At 64.5% G+C, this 16656-nt stretch carries 14 protein-coding genes; 4 read left to right on the top strand and 10 right to left on the bottom strand.

Going from position 1 to position 16656, the window contains the following annotated elements:
• Positions 1–39: 39 nt before the first annotated feature.
• The 10 genes from fis to PVE35_RS21565 form a co-directional block, all read right to left on the bottom strand.
• Positions 40–360 carry a DNA-binding transcriptional regulator Fis gene (gene fis / locus PVE35_RS21610; protein WP_268179136.1) on the bottom strand — a complete coding sequence of 107 codons (321 nt, stop codon included), beginning with the start codon at positions 358–360 and terminating at the stop codon, positions 40–42.
• On the bottom strand, positions 357–1355 hold the full coding sequence (dusB, locus tag PVE35_RS21605) for a tRNA dihydrouridine synthase DusB (protein ID WP_277372941.1): 999 nt from the start codon (positions 1353–1355) through the stop codon (positions 357–359). Before dusB ends, fis begins: the two co-directional genes overlap by 4 nt.
• Positions 1356–1584: 229 nt before the next feature.
• The gene (locus PVE35_RS21600) at positions 1585–2787 is read right to left on the bottom strand and encodes a DUF3426 domain-containing protein (RefSeq protein WP_277372940.1); all 1203 of its coding nucleotides are present in this window, start codon (positions 2785–2787) and stop codon (positions 1585–1587) included.
• A 112-nt stretch (positions 2788–2899) separates the two neighbouring features.
• Complete coding sequence (prmA, locus tag PVE35_RS21595; RefSeq protein WP_277372939.1) at positions 2900–3778, bottom strand: 50S ribosomal protein L11 methyltransferase; 879 nt, start codon at positions 3776–3778, stop codon at positions 2900–2902.
• Positions 3779–3893: 115 nt separating this feature from the next.
• A complete protein-coding gene (gene accC, locus PVE35_RS21590; RefSeq protein ID WP_268179132.1) occupies positions 3894–5249 on the bottom strand; it encodes an acetyl-CoA carboxylase biotin carboxylase subunit in 1356 nt (451 codons plus the stop codon).
• A gap of 17 nt (positions 5250–5266) precedes the next feature.
• The gene (gene accB, locus PVE35_RS21585) at positions 5267–5731 is read right to left on the bottom strand and encodes an acetyl-CoA carboxylase biotin carboxyl carrier protein (protein WP_277372938.1); all 465 of its coding nucleotides are present in this window, start codon (positions 5729–5731) and stop codon (positions 5267–5269) included.
• A 50-nt stretch (positions 5732–5781) separates the two neighbouring features.
• Entirely contained in the window at positions 5782–6228 is a 447-nt protein-coding gene (aroQ, locus tag PVE35_RS21580) for a type II 3-dehydroquinate dehydratase (RefSeq protein WP_268179130.1), read from the bottom strand.
• A 121-nt stretch (positions 6229–6349) separates the two neighbouring features.
• Positions 6350–8137, bottom strand: a complete 1788-nt coding sequence (gene dsbD, locus PVE35_RS21575) for a protein-disulfide reductase DsbD (RefSeq protein WP_277372937.1) — start codon at positions 8135–8137, stop codon at positions 6350–6352.
• A 164-nt stretch (positions 8138–8301) separates the two neighbouring features.
• A complete protein-coding gene (locus tag PVE35_RS21570; RefSeq protein ID WP_277372936.1) occupies positions 8302–10266 on the bottom strand; it encodes a methyl-accepting chemotaxis protein in 1965 nt (654 codons plus the stop codon).
• Between the two features lie 79 nt (positions 10267–10345).
• Positions 10346–11977 (bottom strand): PleD family two-component system response regulator, encoded by a 1632-nt coding sequence (locus tag PVE35_RS21565; RefSeq protein ID WP_277372935.1) that lies wholly within the window; start codon positions 11975–11977, stop codon positions 10346–10348.
• A gap of 256 nt (positions 11978–12233) precedes the next feature.
• Here PVE35_RS21565 and PVE35_RS21560 point away from each other — a divergent pair, with 256 nt between their 5' ends.
• From PVE35_RS21560 to speA, 4 genes are all read left to right on the top strand, one after another.
• On the top strand, positions 12234–13280 hold the full coding sequence (locus PVE35_RS21560; RefSeq protein WP_268179126.1) for a DUF2333 family protein: 1047 nt from the start codon (positions 12234–12236) through the stop codon (positions 13278–13280).
• Positions 13280–13828, top strand: a complete 549-nt coding sequence (locus PVE35_RS21555; RefSeq protein WP_268179125.1) for an NUDIX hydrolase — start codon at positions 13280–13282, stop codon at positions 13826–13828. Before PVE35_RS21560 ends, PVE35_RS21555 begins: the two co-directional genes overlap by 1 nt.
• A gap of 398 nt (positions 13829–14226) precedes the next feature.
• Entirely contained in the window at positions 14227–14598 is a 372-nt protein-coding gene (locus tag PVE35_RS21550) for a translation initiation factor Sui1 (RefSeq protein WP_268179124.1), read from the top strand.
• A 117-nt stretch (positions 14599–14715) separates the two neighbouring features.
• Complete coding sequence (gene speA, locus PVE35_RS21545; RefSeq protein ID WP_277372934.1) at positions 14716–16629, top strand: arginine decarboxylase; 1914 nt, start codon at positions 14716–14718, stop codon at positions 16627–16629.
• The last annotated feature ends 27 nt before the right edge of the window (positions 16630–16656 follow it).

The raw sequence follows: 16656 nt of genomic DNA, 5'->3' as shown, positions 1-16656 counted from the left end.
AGCGCATTTGCTTGCCGCTTGAAGCTTGCTGCTTGCGGCTCAGAGGAGGTCGTACTGCTTGAGTTTCTTGCGCAGGGTGCCGCGGTTCAGACCGAGCAGTTCGGAGGCCTTGGTCTGGTTACCTTTCACATGATTCATGACGGTTTCCAGCAGCGGTGCTTCGACTTCGGTGAGTACCAGGTTGTAGACATCGGTGACGTCCGCGCCCTCGAGATGGGCGAAATAGTTGTGCAGCGCCTTTTCCACGGCGCCGCGCAGGGTCTGGCCCTCTTCGCTCGGCGTGTTCAGGTGCTGTTTCAGGCTGGTGTTGTCACTCACGGGTGCAATTCCACTCACTAAGGTCTCATTCATCAACGTCATGCGGCCACCTCGTTTCCTTCTTCATAGCGCTCGCGGAGAAACGCGCGAACCTGGGCGCATTGAGCGTCCTTATCGTCCAGACGATTGAAGTGGGCGCGAAACTCCCTGGCGCCCGGCAGGGTTGCCAGATACCAGCCGACATGCTTGCGGGCGATACGCACGCCCATCTCGTCGCCGTAGAAGGCGTGCAAGGCGGTCAGGTGTTCTAGCAGTATGCGTTCCACTTCGTGCAGCGTTGGCGCCGGGAGCAACTCCCCGGTGCGCAGGTAATGCTCGATCTCGCGGAATATCCACGGCCGCCCCTGGGCGGCACGGCCGATCAGCAGGGCATCGGCGCCGGTGGCGTCGAGCACGGCGCGGGCCTTGTGTGGGGAGTCGATGTCGCCATTGGCGAACACCGGAATCGATACCGCCTGCTTGATGGCGGCGATGGTCTCGTACTCGGCGTCGCCGGTATAAAGGTCGGCGCGGGTGCGGCCATGCACTGAAAGTGCGGCGATACCGGCATCTTCGGCGATTTTCGCCACCGCTACCCCGTTCTTGTTCTGCCGATCCCAGCCGGTGCGGATCTTCAGGGTAACCGGTACCTCGACGGCAGCGACCACGGCAGCGAGGATGTCGCGCACCAGCGGCTCGTCACGCAGCAGGGCGGAGCCGGCGGCCTTGTTGCACACCTTCTTGGCCGGGCAACCCATGTTGATGTCGATGATCTGTGCACCCAGCTCGACGTTCCTGCGCGCGGCCTCGGCCATCATCTGCGGGTCGCCACCAGCGATCTGCACCGAGCGCGGCTCGGGATCGCCACTGTGCAGCAGGCGCAGGCTGGACTTGCGGCTGTTCCACAGGCGTACATCGCTGGTGACCATCTCCGACACTACCAGGCCGGCGCCGAGGCGACGGCATAGCTGGCGGAAGGGCCGATCGGTGACACCGGCCATGGGGGCCAGGATCAGGCGATTGGGCAATGTGTAGGTGCCGATGCGTGGGGCCGACATGGGGCGTCCCTGCTTGTTGGTTCGCGGTTGAGTTGTTGGCGATCAACACCTGTCCTCCACTGTCTTCACGGGGAGGACGATGGTGGGTTGGTGCTCGCGAAAGGGTGGGCATGATACCCGCTCTGGATGACCGGATAAAGGCTGTTTTGAACAAATTCTGAACAGCGCCAGGCTTATTGCCGAGAGTTAGAAAAAGCCTCTTGACGGCAGGAAAGGCGGGGGCTAGGGGCTATTCCGGGGAGTGGAAGCTGAGGCTGTAGTTCACCGCCCGTGGGCCTGGGTCGAGAATGTCCAGGGAGATGTGGATGGGCGTCTGCGGCGGCATTTCACTCTGCCCGGCCAGCTCGCCGGCCAGGTATTCGCTGGGTTTGAAGCGGCGACTGGCCACCAGTTGTCCGCCCAGGTCGGCGAAGCGCATTTCCAGCAGCGGGAAGGGTTGGGCGAAGGGGGCGCGGTTGTAGAGGATAGCGTCCACCACCAGGGCGCCGGAGAATTCCGGATGGCTGCGCACCACCAGGTTGCTGCTGCGTATCTGGCTGATGTCCACCTTCGACGGCAGGCTGCAGCCGATGCTCGGGCAGAGTTGCTCGAACCAGGGGCGGTAACGATCCTGGCGCGCCAGCTCGTCGAAGTTGTAGACCGCGTACTGCGCCAGCAGGCCGGCGAGGGCGAGCAGGTTGAGCAGGCTCCAGCCGAACACGCGGCCCCAGGAGATGCCGCGTTGCGGCTGCCAGTCCAGTTGCAGGGGCTCGTCGTCCAGCTCGAACAGGTGATCGCGGCCCAGATTGGGTTCGCTGCGTGGCGCTTCGCCGCGCGAATCGGTTGCCGGGCCGACGCTGAGCGGCTGCTCTGGTTCGTCGTCAGCTTCGAGCAGGCCCAGAGGCGGCTCGTCGCGTTGCTCGTCGGGCTTGGCCTCGGGCTTGGCCGGCGTGCTGGGGGAGGCCGGACGCGGGGCTGGGGCTACCGGCGTGGGCGTCGGCGCGGTTCTGGGCGACTCGTCAGCCGTTTCCTTGCGCAGCAGGGCTTCTGCCCAGGTTTCATCCTGCACCTCGTCGGGCTCGCTCGCAGCGAAGCCTGGTGCCGGGCGCGGCGTGTTTTCCAGGGCGAGGAACTGCTGCGAAAGCTGTTGCTCCTGGGCTTCCAGCTTGGCCAGCTCTTCGTCGAGGTCGAGACTGTCGAGATCCAGGTCGTCGTGGATCCACAGGGTATCGTCCGGCTTGGCCTTGCTGGCGGGCTTGCTGCTGGAGGTCTTTGCCTTGTCCGGCGCGACGGCTGCCTTGGGCGTAGGGGCGCCGAAGAGCTGTTCGGCAGCATTGAACACGTGCAGGCAAGCGCCGCAGCGCACCACGCCATGGGCCGCAGCTAGTTGCGCCTGGCTGACGCGGAAGCTGGTTCGGCAATGGGGGCACTGGGTGACGTGGCTTTCGCTCATGCAGGAGTCCGGTCAATCGAGGCGCTTAGTCTAAAGGAGCGGCTTCAAGCTGCAAGCCACAAGCTACAAGTAAGAGAAAGAAGCGCGCCCCTATCCTGATTCGCTTGCAGCCTTAGCGCTTGACGCCGCTGATGCGCACCCAGCCTTCCTTCTCGGCGGTCGGGTCGAGGGCAAAGGCGTCTGCATAGGCAGTACGCACTTCTTCTGCCTGCTCGGCCAGAATGCCGGAGAGCGCCAGGCGCCCACCGGCTTTGACCAGCGCGGTGATCTGAGGTGCCAGGGATACCAGTGGGCCGGCCAGAATATTGGCCACAAGCACATCGGCTTGCTGCTGGGGCAGGTCGGCGGGCAGGTAGACCGGGAAGCGGGCCGGGTCGATGCCGTTGCGCGAGGCATTGTCGCGCGAGGCTTCCAGCGCCTGCGGGTCGATGTCGGTGCCCACGGCCTGCGGTGCGCCGAGCAGCAGGGCGGCGATGGCGAGAATGCCCGAACCACAGCCGAAGTCGAGCACGTTGCAGCCTTCGAGTGGCTGGCCGTCGAGCCACTCCAGGCACAGGGCGGTGGTCGGGTGGGTGCCGGTGCCGAAGGCCAGGCCGGGGTCGAGCAGCAGGTTGACCGCATCAGGCTCCGGCGCGGCGTGCCAGCTCGGCACGATCCACAGGCGCTGGCCGAAGCGCATCGGCTGGAAGTTGTCCATCCAGCTACGCTCCCAGTCCTGATCCTCGATGCGTTCGAGCTGATGCTCGGGCAGGGTGCCGCCGCACAGCAGTTGCAGGTGGGCGATCAGCGCCGCCTCGTCGGTGTCTGCCTCGAACAGCGCCAGCAGGTGGGTGTTCGACCACAGTGGGGTAGTGCCCAGATCCGGCTCGAAGATCGGCTGGTCTTCGGCGTCCATGAAGGTCACCGACACGGCGCCGATGCTGAGCAGGGCGTCTTCGTAGGTCTCCGCCTGCTCGGGGGTGATGGCGAGACGGACTTGTAACCAGGGCATGGGGGAGGCTCCCTTCGGGAGCAGCTTCAAGCGTCAAGCTTCAAGCTGCAAGAAAAGAAAGGAGCGGCCTAGGCCGCCCCCTTGAGTCGCATATCGTACAGCTTGCCGCTCGATTTTAGTGCCTGTCCATCCCCAGCTTCTTCTCCAGGTAGTGAATGTTCACACCACCCTTGAGGAAGCCCTTGTCGCGGGTCAGGTCGCGGTGCAGCGGCACGTTGGTCTTGATGCCGTCGACCACGATCTCGTCCAGGGCATTGCGCATGCGTGCCATGGCTTCGTCGCGGTCACGACCGTAGGTGATCAGCTTGCCGATCAGCGAGTCGTAGTGCGGCGGAACGCTGTAACCACTGTACAGGTGCGAGTCGACGCGTACGCCGTTGCCGCCCGGAGCATGGAAGTGCTTGACCTTGCCGGGGCTGGGCATGAAGTTGTCCGGGTCTTCGGCGTTGATCCGGCATTCGATGGAATGGCCGAGGATCTTCACGTCTTCCTGCTTGATGGACAGCTTGTTGCCAGCGGCGATGCTGAGCATCTCCTTGACGATGTCGATGCCGGTGACCATCTCGGTGACCGGGTGCTCCACCTGCACGCGGGTGTTCATCTCGATGAAGTAGAAACGACCGTCTTCATAGAGGAACTCGAAGGTGCCGGCGCCACGGTAGCCGATCTCGACGCAGGCATCGACGCAGCGCTTGAGCACTTCGGCGCGGGCCTTCTCGTCGATCTGCGGGGCCGGGGCTTCTTCGATCACCTTCTGGTGACGACGCTGCAGCGAGCAGTCGCGGTCGTACAGGTGAATGGCATTGCCCTGGCCGTCGGACAGCACCTGGACTTCGACGTGACGCGGGTTGCCGAGGAATTTCTCCAGATAGACCATCGGGTTGCCGAACGCTGCACCGGCTTCGGTGCGGGTCAGCTTGGCCGACTTGATCAGGTCTTCTTCCTTGTGCACCACGCGCATACCGCGACCACCACCACCACCAGCGGCCTTGATGATCACCGGGTAGCCCACTTCACGGGCGATGCGCAGGGCCTCGGCCTCGTCTTCCGGCAGCGGGCCTTCGGAGCCGGGCACCACCGGCACGCCGGACTTGATCATGGCGTCCTTGGCCGACACCTTGTCACCCATCAGGCGGATCACATCGGCTTTCGGGCCGATGAAGGCGAAGCCGGAGTTCTCCACCTGCTCGGCGAAGTCGGCGTTCTCGGCGAGGAAGCCGTAACCCGGGTGGATGGCGGTGGCGCCGGTCACTTCAGCGGCGCTGATGATGGCCGGGATGTTCAGGTAGGACTGCGAACCAGGCGCCGGACCAATGCAGACGGACTCGTCGGCCAGGCCCAGGTGCATCAGCTCACGGTCGGCGGTGGAGTGCACGGCCACCGTCTTGATGCCCAGTTCCTTGCAGGCGCGCAGGATGCGCAGGGCGATTTCGCCACGGTTGGCGATCAGGACTTTTTCCAGCTTCTGCATTGCAGGCTCCCCGCGCATCAAACGATGGTGAACAGGGGTTGGTCGTACTCAACCGGCTGGCCGTTTTCCACCAGGATGGATTCGATCACGCCGCTGGCCTCGGCCTCGATGTGGTTCATCATCTTCATGGCTTCGACGATGCACAGGATGTCGCCTTTCTTCACGGTCTGACCGACTTCGACGAAGTTGGCCGAGGTCGGCGAAGCTGCGCGGTAGAAGGTGCCGACCATCGGCGAGCGGGCTACGGTGCCGTTCAGCTTGGGGGCGGCGGCCGGAGCGGCTTCGGCGCTCGGCGCGGCGGCAGGGGCTGCTGGGGCAGCGGCCGGAGCCGGGGCCTGGGCGTAGACTGGCTGCGGCGCATAGGCCGGCTGCTTGCTGTGGCGGCTGATGCGGACGGACTCTTCGCCCTCTTTGATCTCCAGCTCGTCGATACCGGACTCTTCCAGCAGCTCGATCAGTTTCTTGACTTTACGAATATCCATGCAGATTCAACTCCCAGAGGTGAGGTAGGACTTGTCTACCGAGCGCCGCCTCAGGCGCGCCCGGCCAGTTGTTCGAGTGCCGCTTCCAGGGCCAGCCGATAACCACTGGCGCCCAGGCCGCAGATCACCCCTACGGCAACGTCGGAAAAGTAGGAGTGATGGCGGAAAGGTTCACGCTTGTGCACGTTGGACAGATGCACTTCGATGAATGGGATGCTCACCGCCAGCAATGCGTCACGTAATGCGACGCTGGTGTGAGTGAAAGCGGCAGGATTGATCAGGATGAAGTCGACGCCTTCGCCCTTGGCGGCGTGGATGCGGTCGATCAGTTCGTACTCGGCATTGCTCTGCAGATGCAGCAGATGATGACCCGCCTCACGGGCGCGCTGCTCCAGATCCTGATCGATCTGGGCCAGGGTGGTGGCGCCATATTTGTCGGGCTCGCGGGTGCCCAGCAGATTGAGGTTGGGGCCGTGCAGCACCAAGAGGGTGGCCATGCTCAGGTTCCTTGTGGGTCGAACTGCGCAGGACTATGCCGCAGCGACCTGTTATCAGCAATAGTCGGCACGATGCCTGCCATTTGCGGCAGAAATATGACTATAGCAGGGGTTCTGGTCGTTACCGGGCGCTTGCTGCATCCAGGCGGGAGGCAAATGCCGGCGCATCGATCTCCCCTACGACACGCAGATCATGCCATTCGTCACCACTACCGGCGAACAGCTGGATGGCGGGTGGGCCGAATAGCTGATAGCGATCGAGCAGGGCACGCTGAGCGGCATTGCTCTCGGTGATGTCGAAACGGATCAGGCGCCAGCCGGCCAGCTTGCTGCCCACTTCGGCGTTGCCGAACACCTCGCGCTCGATCACCTTGCAACTGATGCACCAGTCGGCGTACCAGTCCAGCAGCAGGGGTTGGCCGGCCGCCTTGGCTTCGGCCAGGGCAGCATCCAGTTCGCCGGGAGTACTGAGGGTTTGCCAGGCGTCGCTCTTGGCGCTCGCCGGGCTGGCGCTGGCCTGCAACTGGCCGAGCGGCCTGAGTGGGTCGGTGGCACCCTGCAGGGCGCCGACCCAGGCGGCCAGGGCGTACACCAGCAGCGCCAGGCCGGCAATCTGGCCGAGCTTCTGCCGGTGCGTCTTGGGGCCGAACTCCAGGGCGCCGAGGAACACCGCCACGCCACCGGCCAGCAGGCCCCACAGGGCCAGACTGAGGCTGCCTGGCAAGACGCGTTCGAGCAGCCAGACCGAGACCGCCAGCAGCAGTACGCCGAAGGCATTGCGCACGGTGACCATCCAGGTGCCGGTCTTGGGCAACAGGGCGCCGCCGCCGACGGCGAACAGCACCAGCGGCATGCCCATGCCCATCCCCAAGGCGAGGAGCTTGAGGCCGCCGCCCAGGGCATCGCCACTGGCACTGATATAGAGCATGGCGCCAGCCAGCGGGGCCGATACGCAAGGGCTCACCAGCAGGCTGGAGAGTATGCCGAGCAGGGCCGCATTGAGGTGTGAGCCGCCCTGAGTCCTGCTCGCCAGGCGATCCAGCGGCTCGCTGATGGCGCGCGGCAGGCGCAGCTCGAACAGGCCGAACATGGCCAGGGCGAACAGCGCGAAGAAGGCGGCGAAAGGCACCAGTACCCAAGGCGATTGCAGGCGTGCCTGCAGGTTGAGACCGGCGCCGAACAGGCCCATCAGCGTGCCGAGAATGGCGAAGCAGATGGCCATGGGCAGCACATAGGCCAGCGACAGGGTCAACGCGCGCCGGCCGCCGAGCTGGCCGCGCAGCACCACACCGGAGAGGATCGGCAGCATTGGCAGCACGCAGGGGGTAAAGGTCAGGGCCAGGCCACCAAGGAAGAACAGCAGCAGCTCTTTCCACTGCAACGCGGTCGCGACCGTGGCGACCTGGCTCAGCCCGCTGTTCGCGCTGGCGCTGGGCATATCACCGATCTCGATGAACTCGGTTTCCGGCGGGTAGCACAGACCCTTGTCGGCGCAGCCCTGGTAGCCGACCTGCAGGCGCAGCGGGCGGTCGTCCGGGTTGTTCAGCGGCAGGCGCACGTCCAGCACGCCGTAGTAGACCTCGGTATCGCCGAAGAACTCGTCATGTTTGGGCTTGCCAGGGGGGAGTTCGGGGCTGCCCAGTTGCAGGTCGGCCGGCTCGACCTTGAAGTTCAGGCGGTGGCGATAGAGGTAATAACCCTCGGCGGCGACGAAGCGCAGGGTCACCGACTCGGCGTCGCTGCTCACCAGGCTCAGCTTGAAGGCTTCGCGCACCGGCAGGAAGTCGCTGCTGTTATTGAGCGGCGCCCCCAGCGGCGCAGGGGCCGGGCGCTGGTCGAGCAGGCCGGCGGTGGCGGGCAGGCTCAGGCAGAGCAGAAGCAGCGGAAGCAGAAGGCGACGCAGTGACATCGGGGACATATCTCGGCGAGAAGATGGCGGCATCATACCGGAAAGCGCCCATCGACCGCGCCGCCGCGGCGCTGGGCAGCTCCTTGCGGCTGATGAGCGGAGCTTTCGAGGGTCCCTGGCGAGCCGAGTTCCCGAGCGAGCCTGCGTTGCCTTGTCGCCGCCGGCTAGACGCGAAACACCTGCACCGCAGCATGTAACTGCTTGCCCAGTTGCAGCAGGCGCTCGCTTTCCTGGCGGCCTTCGGCGATGCGCCCGAGGTTGTCCTCGCCGAGGTGATGGATACGCTCGCCGTGCTGGCGAATCTCACCGACCGCCTCGCTCTGCTGCGCCACCGCGCCGGCAATGCGGCCTGCCATGTTGGCGATGGTGCGGATCGAGGCAACGATCTCGTCCAGGGCGCCGTCGGCGGCTTCGGCCTTGGTCGCAGTGAGTTCGGCATGTTCGACCTGGGCGCGCATGGCCTGCACCGACTGGTGCGCGGCCTTCTGCAGGCGGCCGATCAGTTCCTGGATCTCCGCCGTGGCGCTGCCGGTGCGTTGCGACAGCGAGCGCACCTCGTCGGCCACCACGGCAAAGCCACGACCGGCCTCGCCGGCGCGCGCCGCTTCGATGGCGGCGTTCAGGGCCAGCAGGTTGGTCTGTTCGGCGATGCCACGGATTACCGTCAGCACACTGCCGATGGTGGCCGTTTCGTCGGCCAGGCGCTCTATGGCCTGGGCGTTTTCCTGTACCTCACCGACCAGCGCATGCAGGCCTTCGAGGCTCTGGCCGATGACCTCTTGCCCCTGTACCAGCGCCTGGTCGGCGGCGCTGCTGGCCTGAGCGGTCTGGCTGGCATCCTCGGCCACCTGGCCGATGGTGGCCTCCAGTTCGCTCAGGGCATCGCGGATCAAGGCGGTGTCACTGGCCTGATCCTGAGCGCTGCCGTGCAGGCCGCTGCTCAGTTCGGCCAGCGAGCGGCTGGAGCTGGCAACCTGGCCGGCATGGCCGTTGATGCTGGTGACCAGTTCGACCAGATAGCGGCGCAGGTGCATGAGCGAGTCTTCGATGTCGCGCAGTTCGCGGATGCGCGAATCGATGGCGATGCTGGAGGAGAAGTTGCCGGCGGCCCATTGCGACAGGGCTGGAACCAGTTGTGCGAGCACGCGCGAAAGGCGGCGCTGGATGCGGTCGATGGTCAGCGCGATGAGCAGGATCAGGCCGATCATCAGCCCCTGGGCCAGCCTCACCTCGCTCTGGATGCGCCCGTACTCGGCCTTGATCAGCGGCTCCAGCGCGGCCAGTGCCTGTTGCAGTTTGGCGATGCGCTCGGCGGTGGCGGTGGCCAGCTCATGGCGTTGTTCGACCAGCTCGCGGGTGCGTTGCAGTTCGCCTGGGTAGCGGCGCACCAGGGAGGCCAGCTCACGTTTGAGGCCGACGCCGCGATCCTCCGCCTGGCTGGTCTGTTCACTGGTATCGAGCCCCAGCAGGGCGGCGAAGCCCTCGCTGGCCGAGCTGGAGTCATCCTGCACGCCCAGCAGGGGCAGACCATCGAGTGCGCTGGCGTATTGGCCGAAGGCATTCAGTTCGCGCTCGACATCGGCGAACAGTTCGTTGTTGCCCTGGCTGACGAAACGGTTGCGCGCATGGGCCAGGCGCAACAGGCGGTTGCTGGCCTCGAACAGGGGCTGGCGGTAGCGCTCGGCATTGCTGCCGCTGGCACTGCTGGCATAACTGGCGAGTTGTTCGAGGCTGCCGGCCATTTCCCGTTCGGCCTGTACCAGCAGCGCTTGCGGGTCGCCGGCCAGCTTGCCGACGGCGAGCAGTTCGTTGGCGCTGAAACTGCGCAGGCGCTCGAGGCTGGGGCGCAGTTCGGCGGCCAGTTGCTGGGGCAGTTCGTCGACGGCCTGGGTCAGGTTTTCCAGGGCCTGATTGGCCGCACTGTGCTGCAGGGCATTGCCGCTGCTGAGGTAGGCCTGGATATTGTCGGCCACATCATGCTGGAACTGCTGCGACAGGCCGAGGTAACGCTCCATCAGCAGCATTGGTTGTTGCAGGGCGCGCTGTGACCACCACAGCGTGGTAGCCAGGGCCACGCAGACGGTCAGCAAGAGTGCGGTATTGAGGTTGGTGAGCAGCTTGAGGCGCATGAGGGGCTCGATCGACAACTGAACGATGAGCGCTAAATATATTGCTGTTCGATGACGCTTTTATGGCGTCGCTTTTTTGTTAGGCGCCACAGGCCGGGCGGTCGCTCTGGTAAAGCTCCACGCGATTGCGCCCGCCATGCTTGGCCTTGTAGAGCGCCTCATCGGCCTGTTTCGACAATGCCTTGCTTTCCAGCCCTGGGTGCAGCATGGCGATGCCGGCGCTGAAGGTGCAGCTCAGATCCTGCGGCTGGGCCGGGTAGTGGATTTCGGCGAAGCGCTGGCGGATCTCGTCCAGTACCCTGAGCGCCGATTGCTCGTCGGTGTCGGGCAGTACCACGGCGAATTCCTCGCCGCCGTAGCGGCCGATATGGTCGGTCTTGCGCAGGCGTTGCTTGAGGAACAGGGCCAGGCTCTTGATCACGCGGTCGCCCATGGGGTGGCCATAGGTGTCGTTGACCCTCTTGAAGTGGTCGATGTCGAGCATCGCGAAGGCCAGCGGCTGCCCATCGCGGCGCGCGCGGAAGCAGGCGTCTTCAAGCAGTTGCAGGGTGTGGGTGTGGTTGTACAGCCCGGTGAGGCTGTCACGCACCATGCGCGCCTTGAGGCTGCGCGCCCGCGCCGCACGGTTGCGCACGGTGGCGATCAGATGACGTGGCTTGATCGGCTTGGTGAGGAAGTCGTCGCCACCTTCGCTCATGGCGTCGAGCTGCTTGTCCAGATCGTCCTCGGCCGACAGGTAGATGATCGGCACGCTGACGTAGCGGTCGTTATGGCGAATCACCTTGGCCAGCTCGGTGCCGTTGCACTCGGGCATGTACATGTCGAGGATGATCAGATCCGGCTGGAACTCGGCCAGCGCGTCCATCGCCCGGATCGGTTCGGTCAGGGTGTGGGTGAGAATGCCGGCGCTGTTGAGCACCCGTTCGGTATGGGTCGCCTGGGCCTTGGAGTCGTCGACGATCAGCACCTTGTAGGGGTCGTAATGCACGACATGCGTGAGTACCTCGATACGTTCGAGCAGGCTCGATGCATCCAGCGCGCCGACGAAGAACTCCTGTCCGCCTGCGCGTACTGCCGCCAGGCGCGTCGGGGTGTCGGTATCGGTATGGCTGTAGAACAGCACGGGAATCTTGTGTTCCAGGCCTTGCTGGGCAGCGTTGGCCAACTCCAGGCCAATGCCGGAGAAGTGCACGTCCATGATGATGGCGGCCGGGTGACGCTCGCTGACGGCGGCGCGGAAGGCGTCCGCATTGTCCAGGGCGTGTGCCACCAGGCCGAAGAATTCCAGTTGCTGGGCCAGGCGTTTGGCCCGCTCGTGATCCTGCAGGGCCAGGTACACCGGCTTGCGCAGCGGCGGCAGGAAGGTCTGCTCGTACTGGTCGCCATGCCGCAGGCCAGTGCGCGACATGCGTTGCATGATCTGGTTGAGCGAGGCGATCAGCGCGCTGTTGAGACGTCCGCGGTTTTCCGTCACGGCTTCCAGGCACTCAGCGATGGCCTGGGCCAGTGCACTGTGCTCGGTCTGCTCGAAGCGCTCGGCATAGCGCAGCAGGCGCGTGTTGGCCTCGCGCAGCTCGTTCATGCCGGCTTCGTTCCATTCGCTGCGCTGCAGGCGCTGCCAGACCTCCAGCACTTGCCGGGCTTGATGGATCACGCGCTGGGCGAAGTGGTGCTTGAGGCGATCGTGATTGGGCTCTGGCGACTCGAGCATGGCCGATTTCCGATGGCAAGCGATTGGTGGCTTGATGCTATCACTGGCGACCATGGATGGACATTGCTGTCGCTCAATTGACGCCAGCATTTTTCGTCGATCAGGCAACAGAAACAGCCTTTCTTTTTTCCAGTGGTAAGTTTGCCTTCATGCCCTGCGTTTTGCTGCGTGCATGTCTTATAGTGCGGAGCAGGTCGCAACCTGTTTTGCAGTTAGCGGTCGAACACACGAACTCGCTAAATGGAAGGACACAGCCATGCTGGACTGGAAGAATCGCGACAAGCCCTCACCCGAAAGAGCCGATAAGGCTGCCGATGGTAGCGGCAGCAAGCTGATGGTTCGCGCAGTGGGAGGGCTGATCGGCGTCTACCTGCTGGTTACCCTGGTCATCGGTTGGTACTGGAGTCAGGAACCGGCAGCCTTTCAGGTACAGCAGCACGCCCAGGCAGCCGCGCAGCAGGCTCAACGGCAGATGGTCACCGGCTATACCACGGTGGAAACCCTCAAGCAGGTCGCCAGCACGCTGCTCGACAAGCCGGGCGGTTACCTCTCCAACGACCTGGCGCCCCCCGGTCTGTGGCTGGACAACATGCCAAGCTGGGAATATGGCGTATTGGTGCAGGTGCGCGACTTCTCCCGGGCGCTGCGCAAGGACTTCTCCCGTTCCCAGTCGCAATCGACCGAAGACCAGAATCTGGCCAAGGCCGAGCCGCGCTTCCACTTCGATAACAAGAGCTGGGCCTTGCCGGCCTCGGAGTCCGAATACCGCGATGGCATCCGCTCCCTGGATCGCTACCTGGCCGACCTGAGCGAGCAGAAGGCGCAGTTCTATGCCCGTGCCGACAATCTCAACAACTGGTTGGGTGATGCCGGTACCCGTCTTGGTTCGCTGTCACAGCGCCTGTCCGCCAGCGTCGGCCAGGTGCGTCTGAACGAGAGCCAGAAGGTCGGTAACGACGTCGAAGAGTCCGGGCTGGTGGGCGAGGGCGGTGTATACGAGACGCCCTGGTTGCAGATCGACAACGTCTTCTATGAAGCCCGCGGCCAGGCCTGGGCGCTGGCCCACCTGCTGCGTGCGGTCGAAGTGGATTTCGCCGATGTGTTGGCCAAGAAGAACGCCACCGTCAGCGTGCGCCAGATCATCCGCGAGCTGGAAGCGGCGCAAGCTACCCTGTGGAGCCCGATGGTGCTCAATGGCAGTGGCTACGGCATCCTCGCCAACCACTCGCTGGTGATGGCCAACTACATCTCCCGCGCCAATGCCGGCCTGATCGACCTGCGCCAGTTGCTGAGCCAGGGTTGATGGTCGCGATCTCGGCGGCCGAGGCGGCGCATCGCGCCGCCTCCGATGGCGAGCAGGTGGCCTGGGTCGACGAACGTGATCACCCGCTCGGCAGCATGGCCCGTGCCGAGCTGCGCGAGCGCGGTCTGATCGGGCGCTGTACCTATATCCTCCTGTTCGACTCCGCCGGCCGGCTCTGCGTGCATCGGCGCACCCTGAGCAAGGCCCTGTATCCCGGCTACTGGGATCTGGCAGCCGGCGGCATGGTGCTAGCCGATGAGGATTATCGGCTCTCCGCCCAGCGTGAGCTGGCCGAGGAGCTGGGCATCAGCGATGCCGAGCTGGTGGAGCACGCGCATTTCTTCTACGACGCACCGGAAAGCCGGCTGTGGTGCCGGGTCTACTCGGCCGTGTCTGATGCGCCGTTGGTGCTGCAGCCAGAGGAGGTGCTGGAGGCGCGCTTCATCAGCCTCGATCAGCTATTGGAGGAAAGCCGTCGACTGCCCTATTGTCCGGACTCGTTGGTGGCGCTGCAGCACTACATAAAAAGGCCGCTTGCGGCTAGCTGATGTCCCTCTCCCATTTATGGGAGAGGGTGCCCGAAGGGCGGGAGAGGGTGGTCGTGTCGGCGCCTGTATTCGTTCGTAGGGGGCGCTGTGCGCACCGCCTTTACCTCGCATGCAGGGCCCTGGTGCGCACAGCGCACCCTACGGTGTCGGGGATTCCGGGTGCTCCGTGCGCGGTGGCATTCCCCGGATTACATCCGGGCTACGGACGCAAACCTGGCGTCGCCAAAGTGCCGCACAATGACGCAAATCTGGTCTTAGCAAGCCCAGCCTTTGTCGTTACACTGCGCGGCCTTTGCGGCGGACGTCTGTCCGCCAGCGCTGCCCCTGCCTGAGTGGGGCCTCGCGGTCGACCTCGGTCGTCGGCCAGTCGCTATCCTGACCCCTATGAGGACAAGCCGGTGGTCAAGAAAGCCTCTTCATTCTCCGCTCTGGGCGGTCTCGTCTACTCCACCGATGGCGGTCGCCATTGCCCGGATTGCAACCAGCCCGTCGATGCCTGCATCTGCAAGCACACGCGCATCCCCGAGGGCGATGGCATCGCCCGCGTGCGCCGTGAAACCAAGGGCCGTGGCGGCAAGACCGTGACCACGGTCAGCGGCGTGCCGCTGGCCGAGGAGCCGCTCAAGGAGCTGGCCAGCGCGCTGAAGAAGCGCTGTGGCACCGGCGGTGCGCTCAAGGACGGGGTGATCGAGATTCAGGGTGATCATGTCGAACTGCTGCTGGCCGAGCTGAGCAAGCGCGGCTTTACCGCGAAGAAGTCCGGCGGTTAACAGCAGCCTCAAGCGGCGAGCCACAGGCTTCGAGCAAAGCTGCGGCTGTCATTCGTCATATTTTTGTTTCACAGTGCTTGCCTGCAGGGGGCGCCTACCATTTCCCAGGAGAACTCGATGTCCGCACGACGTACACGCAAAGACGACGGCAGCCAATGGACCGTAGCCGATAGCCGCAGTGTCTATGGCATTCGCCATTGGGGCGCCGGTTATTTCTCGATCAACGATGCCGGGCGTGTCGAAGTGCGCCCCAATGGCCCGGACAGCCAGCCGATCGACCTCACCCAGCAGGTCGACGAGCTGCGTCAGAGTGGTTTGTCGCTGCCTTTGCTGGTGCGTTTCCCGGACATCCTGCAGGATCGCGTGCGGCGTCTGACCGGCGCCTTCGATGCCAGCATCCAGCGCCTGGAATACCAGAGCCGCTACACCGCGCTGTACCCGATCAAGGTCAACCAGCAGGAGGCGGTGGTGGAGAACATCATCGCCACGCAGAACGTCTCCATCGGCCTCGAAGCTGGCTCCAAGCCCGAGCTGCTGGCCGTGCTGGCGCTGGCGCCGAAGGGTGGCACCATCGTCTGCAACGGCTACAAGGATCGCGAGTTCATCCGCCTGGCGCTGGTCGGGCAGAAGCTCGGCCACAACGTGTTCATTGTCATCGAGAAGGAATCGGAGGTCGCCCTGGTGATCGAGGAAGCGGCCGAACTCAAGGTCGCGCCACAGATCGGCTTGCGTGTGCGCCTGTCCTCGCTGGCGTCCTCCAAGTGGGCCGACACCGGCGGCGAGAAGTCCAAGTTCGGCCTGTCCGCCGCGCAGATTCTGCAGGTGGTCGAGCGCTTCCGCGCCGCCGGGCTGGATCAGGGCATTCGCCTGCTGCACTTTCACATGGGCTCGCAGATCGCCAATATCGCCGACTACCGCAAGGGCTTCCGCGAGGCCATCCGCTATTACGGCGAGCTGCGCGCCATGGGCCTGCCGGTCGATCACATCGACGTTGGTGGTGGCCTCGGCGTGGACTACGACGGCACCCACTCGCGCAATGCCAGTTCGATCAACTACGATATGCAGGACTATGCCGACGCCGTGGTCGACATGCTCAAGGAGTTCTGCGACCGCCAGGAAATCCCTCATCCGCACATCTTCTCCGAGAGCGGCCGGGCGATGACCGCACACCACGCCGTGCTGCTGGTGCAGGTCACCGATGTGGAGCGGCACAACGACAAGGTGCCGGAGATCGATCCGGACGTGGAGCAGCCGGAGGTGTTGCGCTGGCTGATCGAGTTGCTCGACGACAGCGACCCGGAAATGGTCGCCGAGACCTACTGGCGCGCCACCCATTACATCGAGGAAGTGGCCGCACAGTATTCGGCCGGCAAGCTGAGCCTGGCGCAGAAGGCCCTGGGCGAGCAGTACTACTTCGCCATCTGCCGTCGCCTGCACAACCAGCTCAAGGCCCGCCAGCGTTCGCACCGGGCAGTACTCGACGAGCTCAACGACAAGCTCGCCGACAAGTACATCTGCAACTTCTCGGTGTTCCAGAGCCTGCCGGACACCTGGGCTATCGGCCAGATCCTGCCGATCCTGCCGCTGTCACGCCTGGACGAGGAACCGTTGCGCCGTGCCGTGCTGCAGGATCTGACCTGCGACTCCGACGGCAAGATCCGCCAGTACGTCGACGAGCAATCCATCGAGACCAGCCTGCCGGTGCACGAACTGCGTGAAGGCGAGGATTACGTGCTGGGCATCTTCCTGGTCGGCGCCTATCAGGAAATCCTCGGCGACATGCACAACCTGTTCGGTGATACCGATTCGGTGAACATCTACCAGGCCGCCGACGGCAGCGTGGTGCACGCCGGCATCGAGACTCACGACACCATCGAGGACATGCTGCGCTACGTGCACCTGTCGCCCGAGGAGCTGATGACCCACTATCGCGACAAGGTGGCCAGCGCCAAGATCAGCGCCCGTGAGCGCACCCAGTTCCTCGACGCCCTGCGCCTGGGCCTGACCCGCTCCTCGTACCTGTCGTCGTAAATCCACGCCCAAGGCGGGGCAGCTTGC

Source organism: Pseudomonas sp. AA-38 (genome assembly GCF_029457475.1).
GTDB lineage: Bacteria > Pseudomonadota > Gammaproteobacteria > Pseudomonadales > Pseudomonadaceae > Aquipseudomonas.
Note: the sequence above shows the minus strand (reverse complement) of the source record. Positions and strands in the feature narration are given on the sequence as shown.

Excerpts from the sequence above, each read along its gene's own strand:
- fis (WP_268179136.1), bottom strand. The coding sequence starts at position 360 with ATGACGTTGATGAATGAGACCTTAGTGAGTGGAATTGCACCCGTGAGT.
- dusB (WP_277372941.1), bottom strand. The coding sequence starts at position 1,355 with ATGTCGGCCCCACGCATCGGCACCTACACATTGCCCAATCGCCTGATC.
- PVE35_RS21600 (WP_277372940.1), bottom strand. The coding sequence starts at position 2,787 with ATGAGCGAAAGCCACGTCACCCAGTGCCCCCATTGCCGAACCAGCTTC.
- prmA (WP_277372939.1), bottom strand. The coding sequence starts at position 3,778 with ATGCCCTGGTTACAAGTCCGTCTCGCCATCACCCCCGAGCAGGCGGAG.
- accC (WP_268179132.1), bottom strand. The coding sequence starts at position 5,249 with ATGCAGAAGCTGGAAAAAGTCCTGATCGCCAACCGTGGCGAAATCGCC.
- accB (WP_277372938.1), bottom strand. The coding sequence starts at position 5,731 with ATGGATATTCGTAAAGTCAAGAAACTGATCGAGCTGCTGGAAGAGTCC.
- aroQ (WP_268179130.1), bottom strand. The coding sequence starts at position 6,228 with ATGGCCACCCTCTTGGTGCTGCACGGCCCCAACCTCAATCTGCTGGGC.
- dsbD (WP_277372937.1), bottom strand. The coding sequence starts at position 8,137 with ATGTCACTGCGTCGCCTTCTGCTTCCGCTGCTTCTGCTCTGCCTGAGC.
- PVE35_RS21570 (WP_277372936.1), bottom strand. The coding sequence starts at position 10,266 with ATGCGCCTCAAGCTGCTCACCAACCTCAATACCGCACTCTTGCTGACC.
- PVE35_RS21565 (WP_277372935.1), bottom strand. The coding sequence starts at position 11,977 with ATGCTCGAGTCGCCAGAGCCCAATCACGATCGCCTCAAGCACCACTTC.
- PVE35_RS21560 (WP_268179126.1), top strand. The coding sequence starts at position 12,234 with ATGCTGGACTGGAAGAATCGCGACAAGCCCTCACCCGAAAGAGCCGAT.
- PVE35_RS21555 (WP_268179125.1), top strand. The coding sequence starts at position 13,280 with ATGGTCGCGATCTCGGCGGCCGAGGCGGCGCATCGCGCCGCCTCCGAT.
- speA (WP_277372934.1), top strand. The coding sequence starts at position 14,716 with ATGTCCGCACGACGTACACGCAAAGACGACGGCAGCCAATGGACCGTA.